We start from the raw sequence: 24,675 nt of genomic DNA on the forward strand, positions 1-24,675 counted from the left end.
ACGTGATAGGGAGATGAGCATGACTGGCACCGACTACCGCGCAGCGGATTCCCGCTACGACTCGATGAAGTACCGGAGAACGGGTCACAGCGGACTCAAACTCCCCGCTATCTCCCTTGGACTGTGGCACAACTTCGGGGATGACCGCACCCTGAGCTCCCAGCGGGACATCCTGCGCCGCGCCTTCGATCTGGGCGTGACCCACTTCGATCTGGCCAACAACTACGGTCCGCCACCCGGGTCCGCCGAGCTGAACTTCGGGAAGATCTTCGCGCAGGACTTCCGCGGCTACCGCGACGAGATGATTCTGTCGACGAAGGCCGGATATCTGATGCACCCGGGCCCCTACGGTGAATGGGGTTCGCGGAAATATCTCCTCTCGTCGCTGGATGCCTCACTGAAGCGGATGGGCGTCGATTACGTCGATATCTTCTACTCGCACCGCTTCGATCCGGACACCCCACTGGAGGAGACGATGGGCGCGCTGGCGTCCGCCGTCCAGCAGGGCAAGGCCCTGTATGTCGGGGTTTCCTCCTACAACGCCGAGCAGACCCGTGAAGCGGCCGGAATCCTGCGGGAAATGGGCGTCCGCGCGCTGATCCACCAGCCCTCCTACTCAATGATCAACCGCTGGACCGAGGACGATCTGCTGCTGGACACCCTCGAAGCCGAGGGCATGGGGTGCATCTCTTTTGCGCCACTTGCGCAGGGGATGCTCACGGACAAGTACCTGCACGGCATCCCCGAGGGCTCGCGCGCCGCCCAGGGCAAGTCGCTGGACCCGGGCCTGCTGTCCGACGAGGTCGTCCGCCGCCTCCGCGGCCTCAACGACATCGCGGCCCGGCGCGGCCAGTCGCTGGCCCAGCTCGCGCTGTGCTGGGTGCTGCGCGACGACCGGATGACCTCCGCCCTGATCGGCGCCAGCAGCGTCACCCAGCTGGAGGCCAATATCGCCGCCCTCGACGCCCCCGGGATCACGGACGCCGAGCTGGCCGAGATCGACGAGTTCGCGAAGACGACGGACGGCGTGAACATCTGGGCGCGGCGGTAGCGGCGGTCCGGCGGTCGGGCTCACTGCGTCGCCCGCGCAGGGACCGGCCGGTGCACGGAACAAAAAGCGGGCCGGTCCGTGGGGGGGATACGGACCGGCCCGAGGGGGGGTTTCCACCATAACCCCGCGGGAGGGGTGCTTCGTGCACCGGCGCGCGCGGCGGCGTGGCTCGGTCTCCGGCGGGGCCGGGGCAGGCGGGCGCGCGGGCGGAGAAGGGGACGGGCCCGGCGGGCGGGATCCGTCCCCTCTGTGTCCGGGCGGGCGGGGTCCGTCCCCTTCTCCGTCCGGGTCGCGGGGTGCGGCCCACGCCGTCAGGCGGGCGCCGCGGCGGCGCCCAGCAGCAGCACGCCGAACGCCCCGAAGATCATGAAGGGCCCGAGGGGCATGGCCGCTCCCCGTGCACCGCGCCGGACGATCAGCAGCCCTGCCCCGTAGAGCGCACCGAGCAGCACGCCGGCCGCCCCACCGTGGACAAGGGTGCGCCAGCCGTACCACCCAAGGGCGATCCCCAGCCCGACCGCCAGCTTGACGTCGCCCAGCCCGATGCCCTGCGGGTTGACGGCATAGAGCAGGAGGTAGCACGCGCCCAGGACGAGTCCGCCCAGCAGCGCCCGCCGCCACGCCCCGGCCTCGTCGGTGAACCAGCCGCCGAGCCCCAGCAGCACCGCCGCCATCGCGGCGAGCGGCAGCGTCAGCGCGTCCGGGAGGCGCCGGACCCGCCAGTCGACGGCGACCAGCAGCACCGCGACCGGCGTCATCGCCAGCCAGGCGACGAGTTCCGGCCGTGGTCCGGTGGCGGCCGCCAGGGCCGCGCAGGCCAGTGCGGTGGCCGCCGCCATCGGCAGCGCCCCCGGTCCGTACGCCCCGCACTGCGGGCAGTGCCCCCGCCCCAGCCAGCCACGTGCCACCCCGGTGATCGCATGGCCCCGGGGGCAGACCGCGCACCACTCCTCCTCGGGCTCAACGGCCATCCGGTGGGCGGGCCGTGGCAGGAGCATCCCGGCGGCGGCCCCGTAGGCGGCGGCGAGAACCATCAGCATCACTGGCACGTGCCGACCTTAGGACGTCCGGCTTCGCGTCAGGGGGCGTATGCGGAAGGATCCGGCAGGCGGGAGCGGAAGGATCCGGCAGGCGGGAGCTGATAGAACGCTGGGCATGGTGCGTGGGGAGAACGGCCCGGGGGTCCTGTACGGCGCTGAGGACATTATTGCGGTGGAGATCGCGGCGTCCTGGCGCGCCCGCACCCGCGGGCTGCTGGGCCGCGACGGCATCGAGGGCGCGCTGCTGCTGACCCCGGCGAGCAGTGTGCACACCTTCCGGATGCGGTTTGCGATCGATGTCGCCTATCTGAACGGGGACTTCACCGTGCTGGCCGTACGCACCATGCGTCCGGGCCGGCTGGGACTCCCCCGCCTCCGTGCCCGGCACGTCCTGGAGGCGGAGGCCGGCGCGATGGCGCGCTGGGGCCTGCGCCCCGGCCTCCGGCTCGTTGTCCAGCCCGTCCGCTGACGGAGGCGGCCGGCGGCCCTGCTCCCGGTGGCGCTCGCTACGGCGCCGGTCACGAGGCGCGCGGGAAGCTGACCTCGACCCGGCGGTTCTTCTTACGGCCGGCCTCGGTGCCGTTGTCGGCGATCGGGTACTGCTCGCCGTAGCCGCGGATCTGGAAGCTGACGGAGGAGCCGAGGTCCTTGGCCAGCTCCTGCTGGACGGCGTTGGCCCGCTGTTTGGACAGGACCAGGCCGTGGCTCGCCGAGCCGAGATTGTCGGTGAAACCGAAGACCCGCAGGCGGGTGGCGTTCTGCTTCTTGATCTCCGCCGCGATGGTACCGATGCGCGACAGCGCGTCCGACGACAGCTTGGCGCTGTCCTTGTCGAACAGGACCTCCGCCTGAAGCGAGAAGGTCACATTGTCGTTGGTGTCCTGGCGGCGTTCGGAGCCGTCGTCGGTCTCGACGATGGACTTGATGTTGAGGACCTTGGACGGGGCGAGCTTGGCGCCCTGGACCATGCGCAGATCGGGGTCGTTGGGGTCGATGTGGACCGGGGGGCTGGAGTCCTCGGTCAGGCCCGGCGGGTCGGCGTGGGCGGCGGGGACCGTCAGCGCCGCGGTCAGCAGCAGGGCGACGGCGGCGGTGACGGCCGTACGGGGCGCTCGGTGCGGGCGGCGTCCTCGGGGCGTCCGGTTCGCGGGCATCGGGGTCGCGGCCATCTGGTTCGCGGGCATCGGGGTCGCGGTCATCGGTGCCCGCTCAGTCCGTGATCTGCACGCTGGCGGGGGGCAGGGTCGGCAGTTGGAAGTCGACCTGGGTCACCTTGGCCGGCGGCGCCGGGAACTGCGCGAAGATCGGGCGGCTGGCCCCCGGCATCAGACCGCTGAGGCCGGTCGTGCACAGGCATTCGCCATTGGTGTCCCGCAGCACCAAATACCTTTTCTTGCCCGCCTTGTCGACGAGGGTGGCTCCGGAGATGGAGGAACGGGACCGCAGTTCGGTCTCGTTGGAACGCCAGTCGATCGCGTTGAAGGCGCGGTTGCCGTGATTGGACACCGTGCCGTTGACGGTGACGAAGCCGCCGGAGTCACGGACGACGGAGTGCAGGGTGACCACCACGCCGTCCGGCCCCTTCATCTCACCGATCACCTTGTCGGAGTCGGCCGCCGGGCTGCCGGGGCCGCTGTCCTTGGGGGCGGTGCTGCGGGCCGGGGGCTTGTCGCCGTCCGTCTCCTTCGTACCGCCGTCGCCACCACCACAGCCGGCCACGACGAGAGCCAGGCCGACAGCGCTCGCCATGGCGACCGCTCCTCTGGCGGCCTTCGTGGTGCGCCGAATGCTCATGGGATGCGATTCCTTTGATCGTCGTCTGGTCGTCTCGGAGGTGCCGGAGTGCGGGTCGGGGCGGGGCGGGTGCGGATCGGGTCGGGTGCGGGTCGGGGTGCGAATCGGGGTACGGGGGTGGCCGGTCACCGGGCGAGGCGTACGGAGAAGAGGTCGGAGGCGTCGGGGAGATGCCGGAGGTTGTCGGGGTCGAGCGTCCAGCGCTTTCCGTCGCAGGTGATCTCCAGGGGCGTGGCCTTGGGGGCGTCCTTGCCCTTGCCGTCCTTGCCGCCCTTGCCGCCCTTGTCCCCCTCGTCGCTCTTGCCGTCGGGTCCGCCCGTGCCCCCCGTGCCGTCCGTGGCCGGATCGAGGGTGCAGCGGGGCTCGACGACGGACTTCGCCTCGGCCTTCCCGTGGGTGTCTTTGGTCATCGGGATGACCGAATTGCCGACGGGGTTCCGGGTTTTGACCACGACGGCGAAGGAGGTGGGCCAGGAGTCCGGAATGCAGCCGCCGGCCCCGGAGCCGGCGCCGGCGAGGTCCGCGCCGTTGCGCCCGGCGAACCAGCCCGCGCGCTCGCAGGCCGCGTCGGGCGAGACGCCGCGCCCGTTCAGCAGGTCTTTCCACACGGCCCGGTTGCTCTCGTAGCTCCCGTCGCGGAGGCCGTCGAGAAAGCTCTTGGTCAGCAGATCGCGGTACTGCTGGCCGGCGGCGAGCGCGGCCGCGTCGGCGGCGGTCTGGGCACCGTTGCGGGTGGCCGCGGCCTGCCCGACGGCGAAGAAAGCGAGCGCGAGAAAGAGCAGGCCCGCGACCGCAACGATGTAGAGCGGGAAGGCCTGCCCGGCGTCGCGCCGGCGGCGCGGGATGGTGGCCGGCACGACCGTGGCGGCAGTGACGGGGCCTAAATGCCGACGACGTCGGAGATCTTGTTGGCGATGGCGTTGGCGATCTGGCTGCCGAAGTCCGTGGTCGACAGGACCAGGACGATCGCCACGACCACCGCGATGATGCCGAGGTACTCGATCGAGGTCTGTCCCCGGTCGTTCCCCAAAATACGCTTCGCCATCGTCTTCCCCTCCATGGGCGGCCGTACCGCTCTGGTCCGGCTGGTCAGTCCCCGTGGTGCCGGCGCGGTCGACCGCGCTCACGACACGAGAAAAGTACGCCGGAACAGCGTGCCCCGAACAGGGAATCCGTGCCCAATCCTCATTTGGGATCACAGATGACGGGCACAACGGCGCATTTCGGCCAATCAGTCGCACCTCACCCACCCCCGCTCCCCCTCCGGCACCATGCCCCGTTCCCCTGCCCATGTGGACCGGACGCCCCCTCCGCGCCGTAGCGCGAATGAAATCGTCCGCCCACCCACTGTGACACAACTCGTTGCTCGTGCGAAGGAGTTGACGCGAAGCGGACGGTGAAGCGCACCCATCCGGCCGGATGCGGGCCGCTGCAACCGTCCGCGGGCGGAGCAGCGGCCCGCCGGCCGGCCGGCACAGCGGCCGGTTCCGCCACCGCCCGTCCGAAGATGTGCATCCGCAAGGGCGGGCCGGCGTCGTGACCGTCCCGGAAGGTGCCGGCACAGGAGACGGCGCGAAGGGCGGAAGGGGCCGCGCAGAGGTGAGCCGGCGCGGCGTGCCGAGCCCGGACCGGCGGGGCCGGGGCCGGGAGGTGTGGCACGATTCACTCCCCCATCAGCGAGCCGAAGCTGGTCCCCGAGCCCAGGAAGAACCCGGCGATGAGCAGGATCATCGTGGCCGGAACCATAAAAGTGGTGACGACCATGGTGGCCTTGGGGACCGCGCGGGCGGCGCGGCGCCGGGCGTTCTGGGCATCGGTGCGGCGCATGTCGTTGGCGATCTGGATCAGCGTCTCCACGATCGGCGAGCCGAGTTCCTCGCCCTGCTGAAGGGCGGTGACGAACTGGGCGACCTGTTCGGAGTCGTTGCGTTTGCGTAGCTCCTCGAAGGCCGCCCGGCGGCTGACGCCCATGTCCATCTGCCGCAGCGTGATGCGCAGTTCATCGGCCCACGGCCCCTCGTACTTCTCGGCGACCCGGTCCAGCGCCTGACGGAAGCTCAATCCGGCGCTGACCACCACCGCCAGCACGTCCAGAAAGTCCGGAAGGGTGCGTTCGATGGTGTCCCTGCGCTGGCGGATCGCGGCCCAGATGCCGACCTCGGTCCAGAAGAGGCCGAAGAGCACCATCAGGACGCCGAGCAGCGGCTGACCGCGCAGGAACATCACCAGCGCGCCGAAGAAGCCTAGGGCTCCGTAGACGGCGCGCCGGGCCGCGTACCGGTCGACGGTCAGCCCGCCGGGGTTGCCGGCCAGGTCGATCCGCCGGCGGACCCGGGCGGTGCGCTTGTCGCCCATCAGCCGCAGCACCAGCGGCGCGTAGCGCATCCCGGTGCGGTCCACGGCCGAACCGACCACCGTGGTGCGGGTCGCGCCGACCTCCAGGGACAGCGCCAGGTCGGGCGGCAGCCGGGCCTCTCGGCGGTAGAGCGCGATACCGCAGCAGATGCCAACGACCGAGAGGGCGAAGGCCGCGGCCAGCAGAATTCCGATTCCCATTCCTGTTCCCCTGGGGATTCCGATGCCGGTGTCGGTGCCGGTGCCGATGCCGGTGTCGGCTCGGTTTCGGTGTCGGCTCGGTGTCGGTTCGGTGTCTAGACGTCGATCTTGGACAGCCTGCGGATGAAGAAGAACCCGAGCCCGTAGAGGACAAAGGCCACCACGACCGCGAGCTGACCGAGGAAGGAGGAGGTCATCCGGTCGATGGCGCCCGGGGCGATCCGGTTCATCAGCAGCAGGGTGCCGATGCCGAGCAGCGGGACGACATAGGCGGTGACGACGACCTGGGAGAGCTGGGTGCGGACCTCGCGGCGGGTCTCCTTGCGCTCCTCCAGGGTCGTGGTGAGGTTGCGCAGCGAGCCGACGACGGTGCCGCCGGCGCGGTTGGAGAGCACCAGGGTGGTCACCAGGACGACGAGTTCGCGGGAGGGGAGGCGTTCGGCCAGCTCGCCCAGCGCCTCGTCGATGGAGTGGCCGACGGAGAGCTTGTCGGAGACCTTGGCCAGCTCCTCACCGGCCGGCGCCTCCAGCTCCTCGGCGGCCATGCCCAGCGCCGTCCGCAACGCCAGCCCGGCCTGGGTGGCGTTGGCGAGGATCCGGGAGAGCTCGGGCAGCTGGTTGATGAACTTCTCGATGCGCTTCTGGCGCTGCCAGTTGAGGAAGGCGAACGCCGCCCAGACAGCGACCAGCGCGGCGATCGGGCCGAAGAACGGGGCGAGGGCGGCCTGCGCGACCAGCCACAGCGCGAGCACCGCGCCGAGCATGTAGACGAAGAATTCGCCGGGGGTGACGTCCAGGCCGGTGGCGGCCAGCCGGAGTTCGAGGCGACGGCCGAAGCGGGTGCCGCGCAGGGCGCGGTCGACGGACGGGAAGCGGCGCCGGCGTCCGTCGGCCGGCAGCCTGCGCTCGTCGTCGAGCCGGTCGACGACGGCCTGCCGCTGGGCGTGCCCGGCGGCATAGGTCCGTACGCCGGCGATCGCGAGCACCCCGCACAGCAGGGCGGACCCGAGGGCGAGCAGGGCGAGGGGGTTCCCGCCGGTCATGAGAGGGCCTTCCGGGTGGCGAGTTGAGCGTCATCGGTGGCGACGCCGAAGGCGGGCGGGGTGGGCTCGCTCGCCATGAAGAGGCGTTCGGCGACCCGTCGCGGCAGCGGGAAGTAGCGGAACCGCCCGTGCACGATGCGGTCCGCGCCCATCGGCTCGGCGTCGAAGCGGCAGACCGTCGCGATGCGGTAGTCCTCGTGGCCGCGCGAGTCGAGGAGGGCGACCTCGCTGATCCGGCGGGAGCCGTCGGCGTGCCGGGTGAGCTGGACGATGCAGTCGACGGCGCTGTTGATCTGGTCCCGCAGCGCCTCGAAGGGGATCTTGACGTCCGACATGGAGGCCAGGGTCTGCAGCCGCATCAGGGCGTCCTCGGCGCTGTTGGCGTGGACGGTGGCGAGCGAACCGTCGTGGCCGGTGGACATCGCTTGGAGCATGTCGAGGGTCTCGCCGCCGCGCACCTCGCCGACGATGATCCGGTCGGGGCGCATCCGCAGGGAGTTGCGCACCAGGTCACGGATGGTGATCCGGCCCTTGCCCTCCACGTTGGGCGGCCGGGACTCCAGCCGGATGACATGGCTCTGCTGGAGCTGGAGTTCGGCGGCGTCCTCGACGGTGATGATCCGCTCGCCGTCCGGGATCAGTCCGGAGAGGGCGTTGAGGAGGGTGGTCTTGCCGGCGCCGGTGGCGCCGGAGACCACCACATTGAACTTGGCCCGCACCAGCCCCGCCAGCAGCATCAGCATCTGCTCGTCGAGCGTGCCCATGCCGATGAGTTCGGCGAGGGTGTAGGCGCGCGGGAAGCGGCGGATGGTGAGGGTGGCGCCGTTCAGGGCGAGCGGCGGGATGATGACGTTGACGCGTTCGCCGGACGGCAGGCGGGCGTCGACCATCGGATTGGACTCGTCGACCCGCCGGTTGACGGTGGAGACGATCCGCTCGATGGTCTGCATCAGCTGCTCGTGCGAGGCGAAGCGGACGGGCAGCAGCTCGACCCGGCCGGCCCGTTCGACATACACCTGGTCGGGGCCGTTGACCATGATCTCGGTGATCGAGGCGTCTTCGAGCAGCGGCTCCAGCACCCCGAGGCCCAGCGCCTCGTCCACCACCCGGCGGATGAGCTGGGCGCGTTCGGCGGTGGAGAGCACCGGGCCCTCACGGCTGATGATGTGGCCCAGCACGCGTTCCAGCCGCCCGCGGCGCTCGGCCGCGGCCAGCGAGGACATCTCGGCGAGGTCGATCTCTTCGAGCAGTTTGGCGCGGTAGACGGCGACCAAATTGCTGTCCTGGCGCGCCTCGCCGGCCGGCTCGGGTGCGACGATCCGGGCTTTCAGGCTCATCGCGGGGGTGCTCCTTCGTACGTGTCCACGGCGGGGCCGAGGCCCGGGGCACCGAGTCCCAGGGCGCCGGGTTTCTGCGGGCGGGGCATGGTGGCACTGCGGGAGGCGGTACCGAAGTCGGTGATGCCGGGCAGGAGCGAGGGGATGGTGACGCGCACGGTCGCACTGACCGCGTCGCCCCCGCCGCCGTCCACCGAGACCTTCGCGTCGCGCGCCACCCAGCCGGTCATCGCGGCCCGGCCGGCGGCCTCCGGGTCGGGCGGGCGGTCGGCCTCGTCCATCGAGGCGGTACGGGCCGCGGCACGCGCTCCCGTACCGGCCTGCTGGACGGCGAATGCGGCGAGCCCGAGCTGGACCACCGCCAGCCCGATGACCAGCAGGATCGGCAGGAAGCCGAGGAATTCGATGGACACCGTGCCCCGGTCGCGGCCGTGGCCGCGCAGCCGGGCGGGGAGCCGGTGCCGGGTGTGGCCCAGGAGCCGGGCGGGAAACTGGAGCCGGGCGGGCGGACCGAGCCGGGCGGGTTGCCGGGGCCGGTTGGGCTGCCGGGGCCGGTCGGGCTGACGTCGTACGGCGCTCATCGGGGGTCCTCCTTCGCGGCGCCGGCCGAGCCCTGCGCCGGCCAAGGGAAGCTCCCCGCACCGGGGAAGAGCACCGGGACCCTGATCTGGACCGTCGCCTTCCACACACCCGCTTCGGGGTGGCAGGAGATGCCGGCGCCGCCCCGCCAGGAACCGGGCAGTTCGTGCTCGGCGGCGGCCTGGCACGCGCCGGCGCCGCCGCCTTCCGTCGCCGTGCCGGCCCGCGCGCCCCGGTCAGCGGAGTGGGCGGCTAGCGAGAACGCATAGCCGACCAGCACCAGCTGCCACAGCAGGGCGAGGACCAGCAGGATCAGCGGGAGCATCCCCATGAACTCCACGGCGACCTGCCCCCGGTCGTTGCCGCCCAGTGGGCGCCGCACCGCTCAGCCCTCCTCGTAGGGACCGGCCGGATCGAACGGTCCCGAGCCGCCGGCCGCCGCCGCGGAGCCCCGCCGCGCGCCGAAGCGGATACCGGACCCCGACCCCGACCCGGAGGCCGGCCCCGGTGCCGGACCCTGACCTGTCCCGGAACCGGGAGCCGCCCCCGGCGTTATGGCCTTGCGCCGGCGCCCCGTCAGCGTCGGGCGCGCCCGGTGGCTGCCCCGGCCCTCCCGCCGCACGGCCGGTGACTCGACCAGGCCGAGCTCGCCCGCCAGCGCCCACAGCGCCTGCCGGACCGTCGACCGCCCGTCGAGGTCCTGCATCCGGCCCGCGTCGACACAGGGCTGAAGCTCCTTGAAGGCGGCCGGCACATGGGTCCTGGCGACCTGGGTGCCGGTGGCCTTGGCGACCAGCGGCGGCTGGATCTCGGTGTTACGGGTGAGGCGGTTGACCACGGTCGTGGTGTCCTCCGCCTGCCGGATCTGCAGCCGGTCCCACAGCCGCACCTGCCGCTTGGCGGCCCGTACGGCCACCACGTCCGGGGTGGTCACCAGCAGGGCCACATCGGCGAGTTCGACGGCCGCCGCGTTGGCGGACTGCATCTGGGAGCCGCAGTCGACCAGCACCACTTCGTAGCGGGAGCGCAGCGCGCCGATGATCTGGCGGGCCGCCCGGTCGTCGACCTCTTCGCCGCGCTCCCCCTCCTCGGGCGCCAGCAGCAGCCCCAGGCCGGTGTGGTGGTCGTGCACCGCGTCCTGGAGCACCCGTACGGAGATGTCCGCGATGCCTGCCAGATCGACGATCGAGCGGCGGAACTGGACGTCCAGATAGGAGGCCACATCGCCGGACTGCAGATCCAGGTCCACCAGCGCGACGCTCCGGCCCGCGGCCCGTGCGGCCAGCGCCAGCTGCACGGCGGTGACGGTGGTGCCGACCCCGCCCTTGGCCCCGGTCACGGTCACCAGGGTGCCGGCCGGCCCGGGTGCCGCCTCGGGGCTGCCCCCCAGGTGCACCCGTACCCCCGCCGACCACTGGGCGGCGGCCTGCACCCGGGCGGCCAACTCGTCATAGCCGAGCGGCAGTCCGACGATGCCGCGGGCACCGGCGTCCATCGCCGCGGAGAACAGCGCGGGCCCGGCATCCGTGGTGATCAGTACGACGCCGACGGCGGGGAAGCGCAGCGCCACCTCGCGGATCAGCTCCAGCGCCGGCGTCGGGCCGATCCGCTCATGGACGAGCACGACCTCGGGAAGCGCTTCGACTCCGGACGGCGGACCGGCCTCGGACGGGGCACCGGCGAGAGACCCGCCGGCCCCCTGGGCGGCGGCGCCGGCCAGCGCGTGGAGCAGCGCGGCGGAGTCGGCGACGGCGGGTGCGGGCTCGGCGTCCGGCAGCTGGTTGAGCAGCGAGGACACCGCACGCGCTGCGTCCGGGTCGCCGATTGCCGGGAGGATACGGATGGTCACCTGAGCCTCCGGGTCACTTGTCGCCGTCGAGGGTGTAGGTGCGCTGGCCCGGCGGGACGGTGGCCTCGCTGCCGGGGGCGAGCAGGGCGAGCCGTACGTGCGAGGCGAAGGACTCGGCGTACGCGACCCGTTGGGCGTCCTGGGTGTTCAGCGCGAAGGTGATCGGGACGGCGTCACCGGCCTGCCGCCCTGTGGTTGTGGTGGTGTCGCCGGGGTCCTTGGCCTCCAGCGGCGTCAGCTTGCCGACGTCGATCACCTGGGCGCCGGAGACGATGACCTTGGAGACCGGCTTGTCCTCGGGGCGCTTGCCCTCGAAGGTGGCGTAGATGTTCACCCGGGCACCGGGGTTGATCTTGCCCGCCACCCCGGTGGCCGCGTCGATCATGATGGCGATCTCCTGCTGTCCGGCCTTCAGCGCGGGCCGCTCGACGATCATGTCGTCCTGCAGCAGCGACCCCTTCTTCAGCGGCGTCACCGCGATCCGGCCGCTGACCTGGTCCAGATCGGTCACGGCGGTGGGCGGCAGCCACCGCTCGGGCATCTTCACCTTCTCGAACTGCCCAGGATCCAGCGCTTTATAGGCCGCGACATCCGTCTTCAGCCGGTACGCCGTCTTTTCGGGACCGACCTTGGACTCGACGTTCTGGATCACCGACAGTACGCCGACGAACGCGCCGACCGCACAGAGAACCGACAGGAGCAGCAGGATCACTCCGCGGCGCTGGCGTGAGTTCATGGGGGAGGGACCTCGATCGGGACGGGGAGGGGACGGGCGGGGAGGGGACGGACGGACGAGGGGGGCGGGCAGGTGGCGGGCGGTCGTCGCCGGACGGGGGCGGCCGGCGGCGGCTGACGGGGTCCGTCGGCCGCAGGGGCTGACGGGAGGCGGCGGAGGGGCTGACGGGTCGGCAGCAGACAGTAGGGCGCGGGCGGCCGTGCGGCCGGAGGCGGTAGGGCACGGGCGGCCCGGCTGGCTCAGCGCACTCGGGCCACCGTCCGTGGGGTACCGGGGGTCTCCGGCCGGCCGGACGGGTCCGGGTATCCGGGACCCTCCGGGTGGCCGGGATGCTGTGCGTGGCCGGGATGCAGCGGCTGGCCGGGCTGTGAGTGGCCCGGGTGCTGCGGGTGGTGCTGCTCGGAGTGGCCGGTGAAATCAGGGTGACCGGGCAGGTCCCAGTGGCCGGGGGCACGAGGGCCGGGGGCACGGGCGCCGTCGGACGCGTAGGGGTTGCCCGGCACCGGACGCCCCGACCCGTACGGGTTCCCTGACGCGTACGGGTTCCCTGACCCGTCAGGGCAGCCCGCCGTGAGATCCGGCCCGCGGACGTCCCACTGCCCCTGCCCCTGCCCCTGGTCTCCGGGCCGGCCACCACTTCGTACACCCACCGCGCCCGGCACACCGAGCACACCGGCCACACCGGCCACACCGGGAGGTGTCACCGGCGAGAGGCCGCGCTCGTCCCACGGCGAGAGAGGCCGACCGGCCGCCGGCTCCGAGGGAGCGGCAGACTCCCCCGGTCCCCCGGAGGCAGGAGCAGGACCCGGGGCCGGAGCAGCCGAAGCGTCCGACGGAGCCGCAGAGGCCCCAGCAGTCGAAGCCGACGAGGGACCGGGAGCAGACCCGGGAGGGGGAGCGGGAGCAGACGCAGGAGCCGCAGCCGCAGCCGCAGCCGAGGCGGAATCCGCAGCCGAACCCGAAGCCTCCGAGGAAGCCACCCCCAGAGCCTGCGCAGTGGCCGCCGCGCCCTCTCCCGGCCGGTGTTCGGGACCGCCTATGGCCGCCGGCCCCTGGCCCGAGCCGCCACCCCCCGCCGCCCGTCCCCGTGCCAGCGGTGCCGCGCAGAACGCACAGTGATCGCCGAGGAGTTCCAGGCCGCACCAGCCGCACTCCTCGCGCCGTACGGAGGCCACCAGCTGACGCAGGACCGACACATCCGGTATGGCCGCCGCGAATTCGATCAGCTTCTGGGTTCCCCACCACCGGGCGGACTCGGCGGGCAGCCGGGCCTCGTACACCCCCTGCACCCGCCAGGCCGGGGCGAGCGTCCCGGTCACCCACTCGGAGGTGAGCTGGCCGCGGGCCACCGTGAGCTCGGTGGCGAATCCGGGCGCGGGCAGCCCGGCCTCGGTACTGTGCCGGTCCACGTGAAGCAGCTGCGGCTCGGGATGGGCCAGCACCGCGAAGTGCGCACCGGGCAGCCAGGACTTCACATGGGACCGCAGATCGACCTCGATGCGGTCCAGGCCGCTGACGCTGCCCAGCAGGGCGCCGGTGTGAAGGTAATGGGTCAGCAGCCGCGCGGCGCCGGCCAGCACGCCGGGGCTGAAGTCGCACAGCGACAACTGCCGCAGCTGACGGGCCAGTAGCGCCACACCCAGCGGCGGCAGGGGCAGCGGCACGATGGCGATCCGGTCGCTCTCCAGGACGGCGCGCAGGGTGTGCATCCGGCGGATGTGCTCGGGCGGGCAGGCCGAGGAGTACAGCACGATGAGGTGGCCGTGGTGCTCCAGGACGGCGCTGGTTTCCGTCAGGGCGTCGTCCAACGGCTGGAGATGAGGGGCCTGGAGGACGACGGCGGCCGGGGTCTGCCGGTCGGTCGGGGGCAGCGCGAGGTCCGGGCTGGTGACTGCAATCGCGGTCGGCACGTCGCTCCCCCACTCCTTAACGGCCGCCGGGGGCCCCGGGACCGCGGATCGGCACAGCTCTGCGCCAGAGGCGCCATACGCTCAGCACTTTATCCACAGAGATACGCCCCAGAGAACACGTTCTGGGCTACTCGTCTTGACCATCACCCCGGAGTGAAATGGCGGATACCGGTCCAGCGGCCCTCAGCGGAACGCCTGCCTCCTCCCCCTCCCCCCATACAAAGCCGGGTCCCGCGCACCCCGTGCACGGGACCCGGCCTCTGGCGTCGCACTTCGCGTCACGTCACCTACGGATGGCCGCCGGCTTGGGCAGCGCACACCCGGCCGCGCTCAGGTCCAGCTTGTTGCCGGCGCCGAAGCACTTCGGTATCCCGTACGTCTCCTCGGCGTAGTTGATGCCCTGGTGCACCGTGACCTTGCCGTTCTCGTCAACCTCGCACGGGTTGTTGACGGTGCACTTCTCGCCGTCCTCATTGCCCGTGTTGTTGATGGCCGCGACCTTGCCGGTGGCGGTGTCGATCACCGGCGACCCGGACGTGCCGCCGATCGTCTTGCACTGCGGGGTGTAGCGGACCGAATCCTTCCAGGTCCAGTCACCCTCCTTGAGAGTGGGCACGAACCCGTCGATGTTGCAGGAGTAGATCTTCTTCCAGTAGCCGGAAACGACACTGATCGCCGCACCCTTGGCCGGGTGGTCGGTGGCCAGCTCCAGTGGCTTGATCCCGTACTTCTGCTCGATCTGCGCGTACGTCGACGAGGTCTGGTAGATCGTGACATCGGTGTCGGTCATCGTGGCGTAGGCGATCTTGGTGGCCCTGATCGTGCCCGCCCGGCCGGCCGACTTGTTGAGCAGGGTGAAGCTGCGGCTGGACGGCTGGTCGACGATGACCTCGCCGGGACCGGGCATACCGCTTTCCAGACAGTGGCCGTTGGACATCACCAGGGCCGGGTCGTTCGGCTGCGAGGTGGGCATCCGGACGACCGATCCGGAGCAGTTGCTCAGCGCGACCGTGCCGGCGAAGTCCACCGCCTTGGTCTTGTGCCGCTGGGAGAGCTGCTGCGTGAGGCTCTGCTGCTTGACGTGCTGCTGATCTGCGTTCTGCTGCTTGACGTGCTGCGCTCCGTACTGCGGCGCCGCGTGGGCCGTTCCGACGGTGCCCGCCAGGGCTGCGGCTCCCAGCACGGCCGTGGCCAGGGTGCCGACGAGAGGTCTGTTCATGTGGGGGTCCTCTCCGCTTATGTCACCGAAGCGCCCTCAGGCGCGTTCGGCTTTGTCGTGCGCATTGTTGGCGCCACCGCGGCATGAGGCAATGAATTTCCCGAAACCGATGGGCAGTTGCCGTTTTCCCCTCGAAACGCCCCGTCCGCCGACGGCCCCACATCTGGCCGTGCGACGCCTTGACCCGCTCATGCCAACGCGCCAAAACTGACGCCGTCGCTTCGCTCACACCCCACAGGAGACCGCATGCGACCACGTATCCGCGGCGGACGCAGAACCGTCCTCACCGCACTCCTCTCCCTCGCCCTCGCCGCCCCGGTCGCCGCCGCCCAGGCACAGGACGCCCCCTCGGCCCGGCCCGCCGCCGCATCCGTGGCGAGCACCGAACTCCCCCATCAGTACGAGGTGACGGGCCTCGCCACCCCCGCCCAGCGCACCGCCCTCACGGCGACCGGCGCCACCATCGACGAGGTCCACGCCGGGAAGGTCGTCATCACGGCGGACCGCGCCCAGGCCGCCGCCGCCCGCCAACTCGGCTACTCAATCCGCAGATTGCCGGATCCCCCGGCCACCAAGCCCGTGCCCCCTGCCGGCACCCGGGTCAAGGACTTCCCCGCCGGCTACACGAAGTACCACACCTACGACGAGGCCACGAAGGAGATCGACGCCCTCGTCGCCAAGTACCCGGCCATCCTGAGCAAGCAGGTCATCGGCACCTCCCACGAGGGCCGCGCCCTCCTCGCCCTCAAGCTCAGCAAGAACGTCGCCAAGGACGAGGCGGAGCCCGAAGTCCTCTTCACCGCCCACCAGCACGCCAGGGAACACCTCACCGTCGAGATGGCCCTGTACCTCCTGAACGAGTTCACCTCGAAGTACGGGACCGACCCCCGCATCACCAAAATGCTCGACTCCCGCGAAATCTGGATCATCCCGGACCTCAACCCGGACGGCGGCGCCTACGACATCGCCTCCGGCTCGTTCCGCAGCTGGCGCAAGAACCGCCAGCCCAACGGCGGGGCCGGCAGCGTCGGCACCGACCTCAACCGCAACTGGGACTTCAAGTGGGGCTGCTGCGGCGGCTCTTCCTCCAGCCCCTCCTCCGAGACCTACCGCGGCAAGTCCCCCGCTTCCACCCCCGAGGTCCAGGTCATCTCGAAATTCGTCCACAGCCGGATCATCGACGGCAAGCAGCAGATCAAGGCCGCCATCGACTTCCACACCTACAGCGAACTGGTCCTGTGGCCCTTCGGCTTCACCGACGACGACACCGGCCCCGGCATGACCCAGGACGACCACGACGCCTTCGCCACCATCGGCAAGGACATGGCCGCCACCAACGGCTACACCCCCGAGCAGTCCAGCGACCTGTACATCACCGACGGCGCGATCGACGACTGGCTGTGGGGCGACCAGAAGGTGTTCGCCTACACCTTTGAGATGTATCCGTCGTCCTTCGGCTCCGGCGGCTTCTACCCCCGCGACACCGTCATCCCGAAGGAAACCTCCCGCAACCGCGAGGCGGTCCTCCGACTGCTGGAGATCGCCGACTGTCCTTACCGTGCGATCGGCAAGGAGGCGCAGTACTGCAGCAGCGGCAGTTGACGCACCGCTGCCGGGACGAGAGGCGGGCCGCGTCCACTGCGACGCGGCCCGCCGCGCCTCAGACGGGTGCGGATGCGCACACCTAGAGCAGGTGATCGGCCTTGCCGGCCTTGATCTCATGAATGAGCGTGCGCAGGGCTTCGTGAGTGTCGGTCACGTAGACGTCCTCGGCGCCTGCTACGGCGATGTAGGCGTTGCCGTCTTCGTCAGTGCCGAAACGGAAGCACGCCGAGCCCTCGGCGCAGAACGGCTCTTCCCAGCGGATGTCGGCCATGGAGTGCCCCTCAGATTTGACGCGCGACGACCTGGATGAAGTCGCGCGAACGTTCGGGGGAGAGGCTAACCCGTTCCATACCGTCCACCTGGGACCGGTACCGGTTCAATTGCGCCTCCAGGTGGACGAACTCCGGCCCATGCGTGCTGTCTACCTGCACGGCATCCAGTTGCGGCACCACACCTTCCGCATAGATCACGGTCTGCCCGGCACCCGGAAACTCGCCGGCTTCGAATGGAATGACGCGCAAGGTCACGTTGTCGCGCTCGGACATGGCGAGGAGGTGCTTCAACTGGGCCAGGGCGATCGCCCGGCCCCCGAACTGCATCCGCAGGGCGGCCTCATGGATGATGCCGACGTATCCGCACGGGTCATCACCGTCCAGCACCTGCTGGCGTTCCATCCGGTGGGCAACCCGCAGCGCAATCTCGTGCTCCGGCATAGAGGGAACGCCGACGCGAAAGATCGTGCGGGCGTGGTCGCTGGTCTGCAGCAAGCCCGGAATGTGCACCGTGTGCGCCGTACGCATGCGTACGGCGTGCCACTCGAACTCGGCGATGTCCAGCAGCCCGACGGGGAGGCTGCCCCGGTACTTCTCCCACCAACCCCGGTTTGGCTGAGCCATGGCCACCAGGGCATCGATGTATGCCTCATCGCGACAGTCGCAGTTGCAGGCCAGAGTGCGGAGCCGCTCCGGGCTGATGGGGCGCAGACCTGCCTCCATGTTGGAGAGCCTGCTCCGGTCGATACCCAGCAGCCCGGCGGCAGACTCGGCGGACATGCCTGCTGCCGTCCGCAGTTTGCGGAGTTCGACGCCCAGTCTCTGCTGGCGTTCGGTCGGCGTTGTCCTCTGCGCCATGAAGTTCCTTCCGACTTCGAGATGTTGAGAAGTCTGCCGCCTGACGGACGAGTGGCACCACTAAAGGTCAGAAATCTCCTGACGCGGTGGCAAATTTAACCCCGACTGCTCTACAGTCAGTAACGCAACGCTCACGCTCCACGCAGTCGGAAGCGCATCGCGCGAGCCTGCCCGCTTTTCCTCCTGCCCTGGGAGGGGCGGGCCCGCGCCAGGGAGACAGGCCACCGGCTGCCGCACATCAACCACCCGTGTTCACAAGGGAGTTGTTATGCCCACAGCCATGTCCGTCTGCCCGCACCCCCTCGACATCCGCACACCCCGCGTGCCCGAGAACCTGGCCTACAGCCTCACGCTTCCCGCTGCGCTCGCCAGTCCGGCCGTCGCGCGGTCCGCCGCCCGTACGATCCTGGAAGCGCATGGCCTGCAGGACGTGACCGCCGCCGCGACCCAGGTGATCAGCGAACTCGCCATCTCTGCGTGCCTTTTCAAGCCGTCCGACAGTGTCTATCTGTCGCTGCGCTATCGCGATGACGCGCTGCGCGTCTGCCTCTACGACAGGCACCCGCGCCATACCCACCGCCGTCTCGCGGCGGCCTGTGACGGCAGGCGGCGGTCTCTGCTTCTGCTGCTGGCCTGCGTGATGCACGCTTGTGACGGTGAGTGGGGGTTCGGGGAGTCGTCTGAGCCCGGCGACGGAACGCGGTTGTGGGCCGTGCTGCCGCGCGAAGGGCGCGGGCATACGGGCACGCGGCGTGACGTAACAGGGGGCGCCGGATGCCCGATACCGGGCGCCCCCTGTACGTATCTGGTGTACGTATCTGGCACCCCCTGCGCCGTAAAGGGGGACGGGATGCCGCAACCGGCCCCTACACGACCACGCTCACCAACGCCGCCACCGCGAACCCGGCGACCGAGAGCACGGACTCCAGCACGGTCCAGGACTTGAGCGTGTCCCGCTCCGTGATCCCGAAGTACTTGCTGACCATCCAGAAACCCCCGTCGTTCACATGCGAGGCGAAGATCGACCCCGCCGAGATCGCCATGATGATCAGCGCCAGATGGGCCTGGGACATGCCCTGGCCCTCGACGAGGGGGACCACGATGCCGGCCGTGGTGACGATGGCGACCGTGGCGGAGCCCTGGGCGACGCGGAGGACGAGGGAGAGGAGGTAGGCGAGGACGATGACGGGGAGGCCGACGTGGTGGAAGGTGTCGGAGAGGGCGGTGGCCACACCGCTGCCCTTGAGGACGGCGCCGAAGATGCCACCCGCGCCGACGACCAGGATGATGTTGCCGACCGGCTTGAGCGAGGCGGTGGAGACCGTCTCCAGGGACTTGCGGGACCAGCCGCGGCGGATGCCCAGCAGGTAGTACGACATCAGCAGGGCGATCGTCAGGGCGACGAAGGGGTGGCCGAAGAACTCGATCACCGAGCGGCCGGACGAGGGGGTCAGGGCGATGGAGGAGAAGGTCGCCAGGAGGATGAGGAGCAGCGGGGTGCCGATGATGGTCAGGACGGTGGCCAGAGGGACCGGTGCCTCATCGGTCCTGACGCCGGCCGCCGCCTTCTCCGCGGTGACCGCGGCCTTGGCCTCGTCCGCCGCCTCGACCATGTCCTGCGGGACGGGGACGAAGAGCCGCTTGCCGATCCAGGCCGCGTAGCCCCAGGCGGCGAGCACCGCCGGGATGCCGCAGAGGACGCCCATGAGGATGATCCAGCCGAGGTCGACCTTGAAGAGGCCGGCGGCGGCGACCGGGCCGGGGTGCGGCGGCAGGAAGGCGTGGGTCATGGACAGGCCCGCGAGGAGCGGCATGCAGTAGAGGAGGATCGACTTGCCACTCCGCTTCGCCGCCGCGTAGACGATCGGGGCGAGGACGAAGATGCCGACGTCGAAGAAGACCGGGATACCGAAGATCAGGCCGGTGAGTCCCATGGCGAGCGGTTCGCGCTTCTCGCCGAAGAGGCGGAGCAGCCGGGAGCTCAACACCTCGGCGCCGCCGGAGACTTCGAGGATCGCGCCGAGCATGGTGCCCAGGCCGATGATGATGGCGACATGTCCGAGGATCCCGCCCATGCCGGTCTCGATCATCGAGACGGCGTCGGATTTCTGGACCGTGCCGAAGAGTTCGGTGACGGAGAGCCCGGCGGCCAGGCCCACCGCGATGGAGACCGTGAGCAGCGCGACGAACGGCTGCAGTCGGACCTTGATGATCAGGACGAGGAGCAGGGCGATGCCCAGGGCGGCGACCGTCAGAAGCCCCGCGGTGCCCGGTATCAGGGCGATCAGTCCACCGGTGTGGGGTGGTGGTGGCGGGGTGGCGGGCGTGGCGGCGAGGAACATGGGGTGACTCCGTTGTCAGGCAGGGGCGGTTCCCGGGCAGTCCGGGGTGTCCCCTGGAAGGCATCTCCAGGCAGGGGGGACCGCGGCACGGCGCCCCGTCGGTACGGGGCACCGTGCCGTGCGGCGAACGGTGCGCGTGCGGTGGTGCTAACGGCAGGCGGAGCAAGGGGTTCGGTGCCTCAGCTCAGGACCGCGAGGGCGTCGATCTCGATGAGCAGCCCCTTGGGCAGTCCGACGTAGACGGTCGTACGGGCCGCGGGGGCCTCCTTGAGGCCCTGCTCCTCGAAGTAGGCGTTGTAGATCTCGTTCATCTCGGCGAAGTGGTCGACGTCGGTGAGGTAGACGCGGATCATCATCGCGTCGTCCCAGCTCGCGCCGCCCTCTTCGAGGATGGCCTGGACGTTGGCGAGGGTCTGCAGGGTCTGCTCGCGCAGGGTGGGGCCGGCCGGGGTGGGGGCCTGGCCCTCGACGGCGGGGAGGAAACCGACCTGGCCCGCGACCTGGAGGATGTTGCCCTTCTTGACGCCGTGGGAGAACTTCGCGGGCGGAGTGGTGTGGGTGGCCGGGGTGAGCGCGGTCTTCTCGGTCATGGCATTCAGGCTTCCTGTACGGGGGCGGTGATTGCGGGGCGTGGTTACGGGGCCGGTGGTTACGGGACCAACGATTACCGGGCCGCTGGTTACGGGGCCGGTGGTTACTGGGCCCGTGGCTACTGGGGAATGGCGGTTCCGGAGTACTCCCGGCTGATGGTGTCGGCGGTGCGGCGTACCAGCGGGAGCAGTGTGAGGAGTTCTTCGGCGGTGACGACGACGTTCGGCGCGGAGACCGACATGGCGGCAACCAGGCGTCCGTCCGCACCGCGGATGGGCGCCGCGACGCAGTTGATGGACTCCTCGTGGCCACCGAGGTCGGTGGCCCAGCCCTGTTCGCCGACCTTGGCCAGTTCGGTCAGGAAGGCCGTGGCGTTCGGGGTCGAACGGGACGTGTAGAGGGGGTAGTCGAGCTTTTCCGCGAGGGCGCGGCGCTCGGGTTCGGGCAGGTCGGCGAGGAGCAGCTTGGCGACCGCGGCGACGGTGATCGCGACGGGTTTGCCGATCCGGGAGTACATCCGGACCGGATAGCGGCTCTCCACCTTGTCGATGTAAAGGACCTCGTTCTCCTCATGGACCGCGAGGTGGACGGTGTGCCCGCATTTCTCGTTGAGTTCGACGAGGTGGGGGTGGGCGATCTCGCGTACGTCGAGGTTTTCGGCGGCCTGCTGGGCGAGGGCGAAGAGCCGGGCGCCGAGGCGGTAGCGCTGGTCGGACTGGCGGTAGACGAGGCCGTGTTCGTGGAGGGTGCGCAGGAGCCGGAGGGCCGTGGACTTGTGGACACCGAGCCGGTCGGCGACCTGTCCCAGGTCGGCGGGTCCTTCGGCGAGCAGCGGCAGGATGCTCAGCGCTCGGTCGACGGTCTGGCTCATGTGCCTGCCTCGCTTCGCCCGTCCCCGCCGTCGCCGGGGGTGTGCCCCTCGTCGATGGCTGTCTCGCGTCTCTCGTTCACGGTGTCCGTACCTCCTCGTCGGCCCTGTGGCCGGATGCGTCGGCCCTGCGGCCGGATGCGTCGGCCCTGCGGCCGGATGCGTCGGCTTCGGTCCAGCCGGGACCGAGGTGCAGTCTCCCCCAGGCCGCGTCGTCGAGGTCCGCCAGGCGGTCGGCGTGCGCGCGGCCGGGTGGGGTCGCGAGATCGCCGGGGACGGTGAGGGCGGCGGCGGCCCACAGGTGGCCGTGACGGATGCGGGTGCGGACGGGAAGAGCGCGGAGGGTGGCGGAGAGGAATCCGGCGGCGAAGGCGTCTCCGGCACCGGTGGCCGCCACGAGGTCGACGTTCAGGGAGGGGACGAAGGTGGCGGTGGCTGTGGCGTCGTCGCGGCGCCCGCTGGTCGCGATACCGGTGGCGTCGCCGCGGCGCGCGCCCGTCGCAGTGCCGGTGGCGTCGCCGCGCCGCCCGCCCGTCTCGGTGGTGCGCTGGAAGACGGTGGCCCCGCGCTTGCCCTGCTTGACGACCAGGAGGTCCGGTTCCGGCAGCGCCTCGCTGATCGCCCGTGCCCCATGCAGCCCCCATGCGTCCCGGGCCTCGTCGTCGCCGACGAAGACCAGGTCGGCGCCCCGCGCCAGTTCGAGCAGCGCCTGCGCCTGTGACGGCTCACGCCACAGCCCCGGCCGGTAGTTGACGTCGAACGAGAGCAGCGGCCGCCCCGGACGGCGGGCGGTCAGCTCACGCATCAGGCCGAGGCAGCCCTCGGACAGCGCCGCCGTGATGCCGGACAGGTGCAGGATCCGGCCGGAGTGGACCGCGTCCCGGTCCAGGTGCGCGGCCGTCATGGCCGAGGCGGCGGAACCGGCACGGTAGTAGGCGACCTCGTGGGTGCCGGTTGCGCGGTCGCCCGCGGTGCGGAAATAGATGCCGGTGGGGCGCTGCGGGTCGCGCCGGACGTGGGTGACATCGACGCCGCAGTCGGCGATGGCGGCAAGCAGGTGGTCGCCGAAGCCGTCGGTGCCGACCCGGGAGATCCAGCGTGCGGTGTGGCCGGTGCGGGCGAGGGTGCAGGCGACGTTGGATTCGGCACCGCCGATGGCGCGGTCGAAGGAGGGTACGTCGGCGAGCCGGCCGGGCAGCCGCGGCAGGAAGGTGACCATGGACTCGCCGAGACAGACGACGTCGGCATCCGGGACGGAGGTGCTGCCGCCAGGAACAGGGGTGCCGCCCGGAACGGCGATGTCGCCGGCGTTCGAGGGCCTGGTCACGATCGGTTTCGCTCCTTCTCTGTGGTGCCTGCCCGAACCGGGTGCCGCACCGGGATCCGGGCGTATTCCGCACGGGGTTTTGGCCCTGTGCCGCACGGCGTGCGGACTCCGCGCCGCACGGGATGCGTGCGGGCCCATGTCGCGCGGTGTGCCGGCCGTTTCCCGCCGTTTCCCACCGCCTCCCGCCGCGTTTCCCACCGTTGACCGGGCGGTGGCTCGGATGTTAGACAGCGGTCAGCGATATGCGCAATGACTGTTGCAGACAGTGCAACGAGGACTTTTGGGGAGGCCCCATGGCCGGTGAACGGCTCGCGCAGGGACTCAAGGAACTCGCGGACGAGCGGGTCGATCACCGCTTCAAGGCGCTGCCCCCGGACGCCGAGGGCCGCACCGTCGGCGAGCTGGCCGCCGAGCGCCGCAACCTCTTCCGCGACGGGTTCACCACCCCTGTCCTCACCCTCTCCGCCGAGTCGGTCACCCACAACCTGGCCCTGATGGAGACCTACGCCGTCCGGCACGGCCTGGCCTTCGCCCCGCACGGCAAGACCTGCATGGCACCGCAACTCTTCGCCCGCCAGCTGGAACACGGCGCCTGGGGCATCACCGCCGCCGTCCCCCACCAGGTCCGCGTGTACCGCCACTACGGCATCCAGCGGATCTTCCTGGCCAATGAGCTCGTGGACGCGGCCGCGCTGCGCTGGCTCGCCGGTGAGCTCACCGCCGACCCCGGCTTCCGCTTCGTGTGCTACGTCGACTCGCTGCGCGGCATCGAGCTGATGGACACCGCGCTGCGCGAGGCCGGCGCCACCCGCCCCGTGGACGTCGTCGTCGAGCTCGGCGCCGGCGAGGGCGCGCGTACCGGCGTGCGGACCGAGACCGAATGCCTCGAACTCGCCGACGCCATCGCGGGCGTGGACACCCTCCGCCTGGTCGGCGTCGCCGGCTACGAGGGCGAGGTGCCCGGCGCCACCCCCGAGCGGGTGACCGCCTGGCTGCGCCGACTGGTCGCCCTGGCCGCGGAGTTCGACCGGGCGGGCCGGTTCGCCGACCTCGACCAGATCGTCATCAGCGCGGGCGGCAGCGCCTGGTTCGATGCGGTGGCCGAGGTCTTCGCCGAGATCCCCGAACTGACCGCCCCGCCTCTCAAGCTGCTGCGCTCGGGCGCGTACGTCTCGCACGACGACGGTCACTACCGCAAGGTCACCCCCTTCAACCGCATCCCGGAGGAGGGCGCCCTGCAGCCCGCCTTCCGCCTCTGGGCGCAGGTCGTCTCCCGCCCCACGCCCGAGCAGGCGTTCCTCAACGCGGGCAAGCGCGATGCGGCGTACGACCTGCATCTGCCGCAGGCCCAGGTCGTACGGTCCGGCCGGGACGGCACCCTGCGGCCGGCGGACGGCCTCACCGTCACCGGCCTGTCCGACCAGCACGCCTGGGTCCGCACCGAGCGGGCCGGCGACCTGGAGGTCGGCGACTGGGTCGGGCTGGGCCTGTCCCACCCCTGTACGTCCTTCGACAAGTGGCAACTGATCCCGCTGGTCGAGCAGGACGGCACGGTCACCGACTGCATCCGCACCTTCTTCTAGGAGCCATTGGGAGCCCTTAGGCGCCATTAGGGGCCATTAGGGGCTTAGGAGCCCTTAGGGGATTAAGGGGCCCTCAGGAGCCCTTAGGGGCTTCCCTAAGCCCCTGGAAGGCCTG

General features: G+C 70.9%; 24 protein-coding genes. 4 read left to right on the forward strand and 20 right to left on the reverse strand.

Features of this window, described 5'->3' with window-relative positions:
- The first annotated feature begins 19 nt into the window (after window positions 1-19).
- The gene (mgrA, locus tag OHS81_RS12445) at window positions 20-1,051 is read left to right on the forward strand and encodes an L-glyceraldehyde 3-phosphate reductase (protein WP_328384848.1); all 1,032 of its coding nucleotides are present in this window, start codon (window positions 20-22) and stop codon (window positions 1,049-1,051) included.
- Window positions 1,052-1,362: 311 nt separating this feature from the next.
- Here the strand turns inward: mgrA and OHS81_RS12450 are convergent, their stop codons facing one another.
- Window positions 1,363-2,091: a prepilin peptidase gene (locus tag OHS81_RS12450; RefSeq protein WP_443058844.1), complete on the reverse strand. Its 729-nt coding sequence runs from the start codon at window positions 2,089-2,091 to the stop codon at window positions 1,363-1,365.
- Between the two features lie 115 nt (window positions 2,092-2,206).
- On the opposite strand from OHS81_RS12450, the gene OHS81_RS12455 reads away from it, so the two are divergent.
- Window positions 2,207-2,560, forward strand: a complete 354-nt coding sequence (locus OHS81_RS12455) for a DUF192 domain-containing protein (protein ID WP_328384850.1) — start codon at window positions 2,207-2,209, stop codon at window positions 2,558-2,560.
- Window positions 2,561-2,609: 49 nt separating this feature from the next.
- Here the strand turns inward: OHS81_RS12455 and OHS81_RS12460 are convergent, their stop codons facing one another.
- The 13 genes from OHS81_RS12460 to OHS81_RS12520 all read right to left on the reverse strand — a co-directional run bounded on the left by OHS81_RS12460 (window position 2,610) and on the right by OHS81_RS12520 (window position 15,114).
- A complete protein-coding gene (locus tag OHS81_RS12460) occupies window positions 2,610-3,245 on the reverse strand; it encodes an OmpA family protein (protein ID WP_328391099.1) in 636 nt (211 codons plus the stop codon).
- A 55-nt stretch (window positions 3,246-3,300) separates the two neighbouring features.
- The gene (locus OHS81_RS12465; protein WP_328384851.1) at window positions 3,301-3,885 is read right to left on the reverse strand and encodes a hypothetical protein; all 585 of its coding nucleotides are present in this window, start codon (window positions 3,883-3,885) and stop codon (window positions 3,301-3,303) included.
- A gap of 125 nt (window positions 3,886-4,010) precedes the next feature.
- Window positions 4,011-4,742: a pilus assembly protein TadG-related protein gene (locus OHS81_RS12470; protein ID WP_328384852.1), complete on the reverse strand. Its 732-nt coding sequence runs from the start codon at window positions 4,740-4,742 to the stop codon at window positions 4,011-4,013.
- A gap of 23 nt (window positions 4,743-4,765) precedes the next feature.
- A complete protein-coding gene (locus OHS81_RS12475) occupies window positions 4,766-4,930 on the reverse strand; it encodes a membrane protein (protein ID WP_018089307.1) in 165 nt (54 codons plus the stop codon).
- Between the two features lie 617 nt (window positions 4,931-5,547).
- Complete coding sequence (locus OHS81_RS12480) at window positions 5,548-6,441, reverse strand: DUF5936 domain-containing protein (protein WP_129294416.1); 894 nt, start codon at window positions 6,439-6,441, stop codon at window positions 5,548-5,550.
- A 95-nt stretch (window positions 6,442-6,536) separates the two neighbouring features.
- Window positions 6,537-7,484, reverse strand: coding sequence for a type II secretion system F family protein (locus OHS81_RS12485; RefSeq protein WP_328384853.1), 948 nt, complete (start codon window positions 7,482-7,484; stop codon window positions 6,537-6,539).
- Window positions 7,481-8,821 (reverse strand): CpaF family protein, encoded by a 1,341-nt coding sequence (locus OHS81_RS12490; protein ID WP_088799691.1) that lies wholly within the window; start codon window positions 8,819-8,821, stop codon window positions 7,481-7,483. The genes OHS81_RS12485 and OHS81_RS12490 overlap by 4 nt, the downstream gene beginning before the upstream one ends.
- Complete coding sequence (locus tag OHS81_RS12495; RefSeq protein WP_443058692.1) at window positions 8,818-9,402, reverse strand: TadE/TadG family type IV pilus assembly protein; 585 nt, start codon at window positions 9,400-9,402, stop codon at window positions 8,818-8,820. The genes OHS81_RS12490 and OHS81_RS12495 overlap by 4 nt, the downstream gene beginning before the upstream one ends.
- Entirely contained in the window at window positions 9,399-9,782 is a 384-nt protein-coding gene (locus OHS81_RS12500; RefSeq protein WP_328384854.1) for a TadE/TadG family type IV pilus assembly protein, read from the reverse strand. Before OHS81_RS12500 ends, OHS81_RS12495 begins: the two co-directional genes overlap by 4 nt.
- A gap of 3 nt (window positions 9,783-9,785) precedes the next feature.
- Entirely contained in the window at window positions 9,786-11,249 is a 1,464-nt protein-coding gene (locus tag OHS81_RS12505) for an AAA family ATPase (protein WP_328384855.1), read from the reverse strand.
- A 13-nt stretch (window positions 11,250-11,262) separates the two neighbouring features.
- Window positions 11,263-11,985 carry a Flp pilus assembly protein CpaB gene (gene cpaB / locus OHS81_RS12510; protein WP_328384856.1) on the reverse strand — a complete coding sequence of 241 codons (723 nt, stop codon included), beginning with the start codon at window positions 11,983-11,985 and terminating at the stop codon, window positions 11,263-11,265.
- Window positions 11,986-12,224: 239 nt separating this feature from the next.
- Window positions 12,225-13,895, reverse strand: coding sequence for a hypothetical protein (locus tag OHS81_RS12515; RefSeq protein ID WP_328384857.1), 1,671 nt, complete (start codon window positions 13,893-13,895; stop codon window positions 12,225-12,227).
- A 283-nt stretch (window positions 13,896-14,178) separates the two neighbouring features.
- The gene (locus OHS81_RS12520; RefSeq protein WP_328384858.1) at window positions 14,179-15,114 is read right to left on the reverse strand and encodes a S1 family peptidase; all 936 of its coding nucleotides are present in this window, start codon (window positions 15,112-15,114) and stop codon (window positions 14,179-14,181) included.
- Between the two features lie 246 nt (window positions 15,115-15,360).
- On the opposite strand from OHS81_RS12520, the gene OHS81_RS12525 reads away from it, so the two are divergent.
- Entirely contained in the window at window positions 15,361-16,716 is a 1,356-nt protein-coding gene (locus tag OHS81_RS12525) for a M14 family metallopeptidase (protein ID WP_328384859.1), read from the forward strand.
- 82 nt (window positions 16,717-16,798) lie between these two features.
- Here OHS81_RS12525 and OHS81_RS12530 read toward each other — a convergent pair whose 3' ends face one another.
- The 6 genes from OHS81_RS12530 to OHS81_RS12555 form a co-directional block, all read right to left on the reverse strand.
- Window positions 16,799-16,990 (reverse strand): hypothetical protein, encoded by a 192-nt coding sequence (locus OHS81_RS12530; protein ID WP_328384860.1) that lies wholly within the window; start codon window positions 16,988-16,990, stop codon window positions 16,799-16,801.
- 10 nt (window positions 16,991-17,000) lie between these two features.
- Window positions 17,001-17,849 carry a helix-turn-helix domain-containing protein gene (locus tag OHS81_RS12535; RefSeq protein WP_328384861.1) on the reverse strand — a complete coding sequence of 283 codons (849 nt, stop codon included), beginning with the start codon at window positions 17,847-17,849 and terminating at the stop codon, window positions 17,001-17,003.
- Window positions 17,850-18,715: 866 nt separating this feature from the next.
- Window positions 18,716-20,191, reverse strand: coding sequence for a GntP family permease (locus OHS81_RS12540; protein WP_328384862.1), 1,476 nt, complete (start codon window positions 20,189-20,191; stop codon window positions 18,716-18,718).
- 179 nt (window positions 20,192-20,370) lie between these two features.
- Window positions 20,371-20,781, reverse strand: a complete 411-nt coding sequence (locus OHS81_RS12545; protein WP_129294426.1) for a RidA family protein — start codon at window positions 20,779-20,781, stop codon at window positions 20,371-20,373.
- A 119-nt stretch (window positions 20,782-20,900) separates the two neighbouring features.
- Entirely contained in the window at window positions 20,901-21,653 is a 753-nt protein-coding gene (locus OHS81_RS12550) for an IclR family transcriptional regulator (RefSeq protein WP_328384863.1), read from the reverse strand.
- A 76-nt stretch (window positions 21,654-21,729) separates the two neighbouring features.
- Window positions 21,730-22,869 (reverse strand): sugar kinase, encoded by a 1,140-nt coding sequence (locus OHS81_RS12555; protein ID WP_443058845.1) that lies wholly within the window; start codon window positions 22,867-22,869, stop codon window positions 21,730-21,732.
- 401 nt (window positions 22,870-23,270) lie between these two features.
- Between OHS81_RS12555 and OHS81_RS12560 the strand changes: the two genes are divergently transcribed.
- Window positions 23,271-24,560 carry an amino acid deaminase gene (locus OHS81_RS12560; RefSeq protein WP_328384864.1) on the forward strand — a complete coding sequence of 430 codons (1,290 nt, stop codon included), beginning with the start codon at window positions 23,271-23,273 and terminating at the stop codon, window positions 24,558-24,560.
- The last annotated feature ends 115 nt before the right edge of the window (window positions 24,561-24,675 follow it).

This window comes from Streptomyces sp. NBC_00400, from assembly GCF_036048035.1.
In the GTDB taxonomy this organism is placed as follows: Bacteria; Actinomycetota; Actinomycetes; order Streptomycetales; family Streptomycetaceae; genus Streptomyces.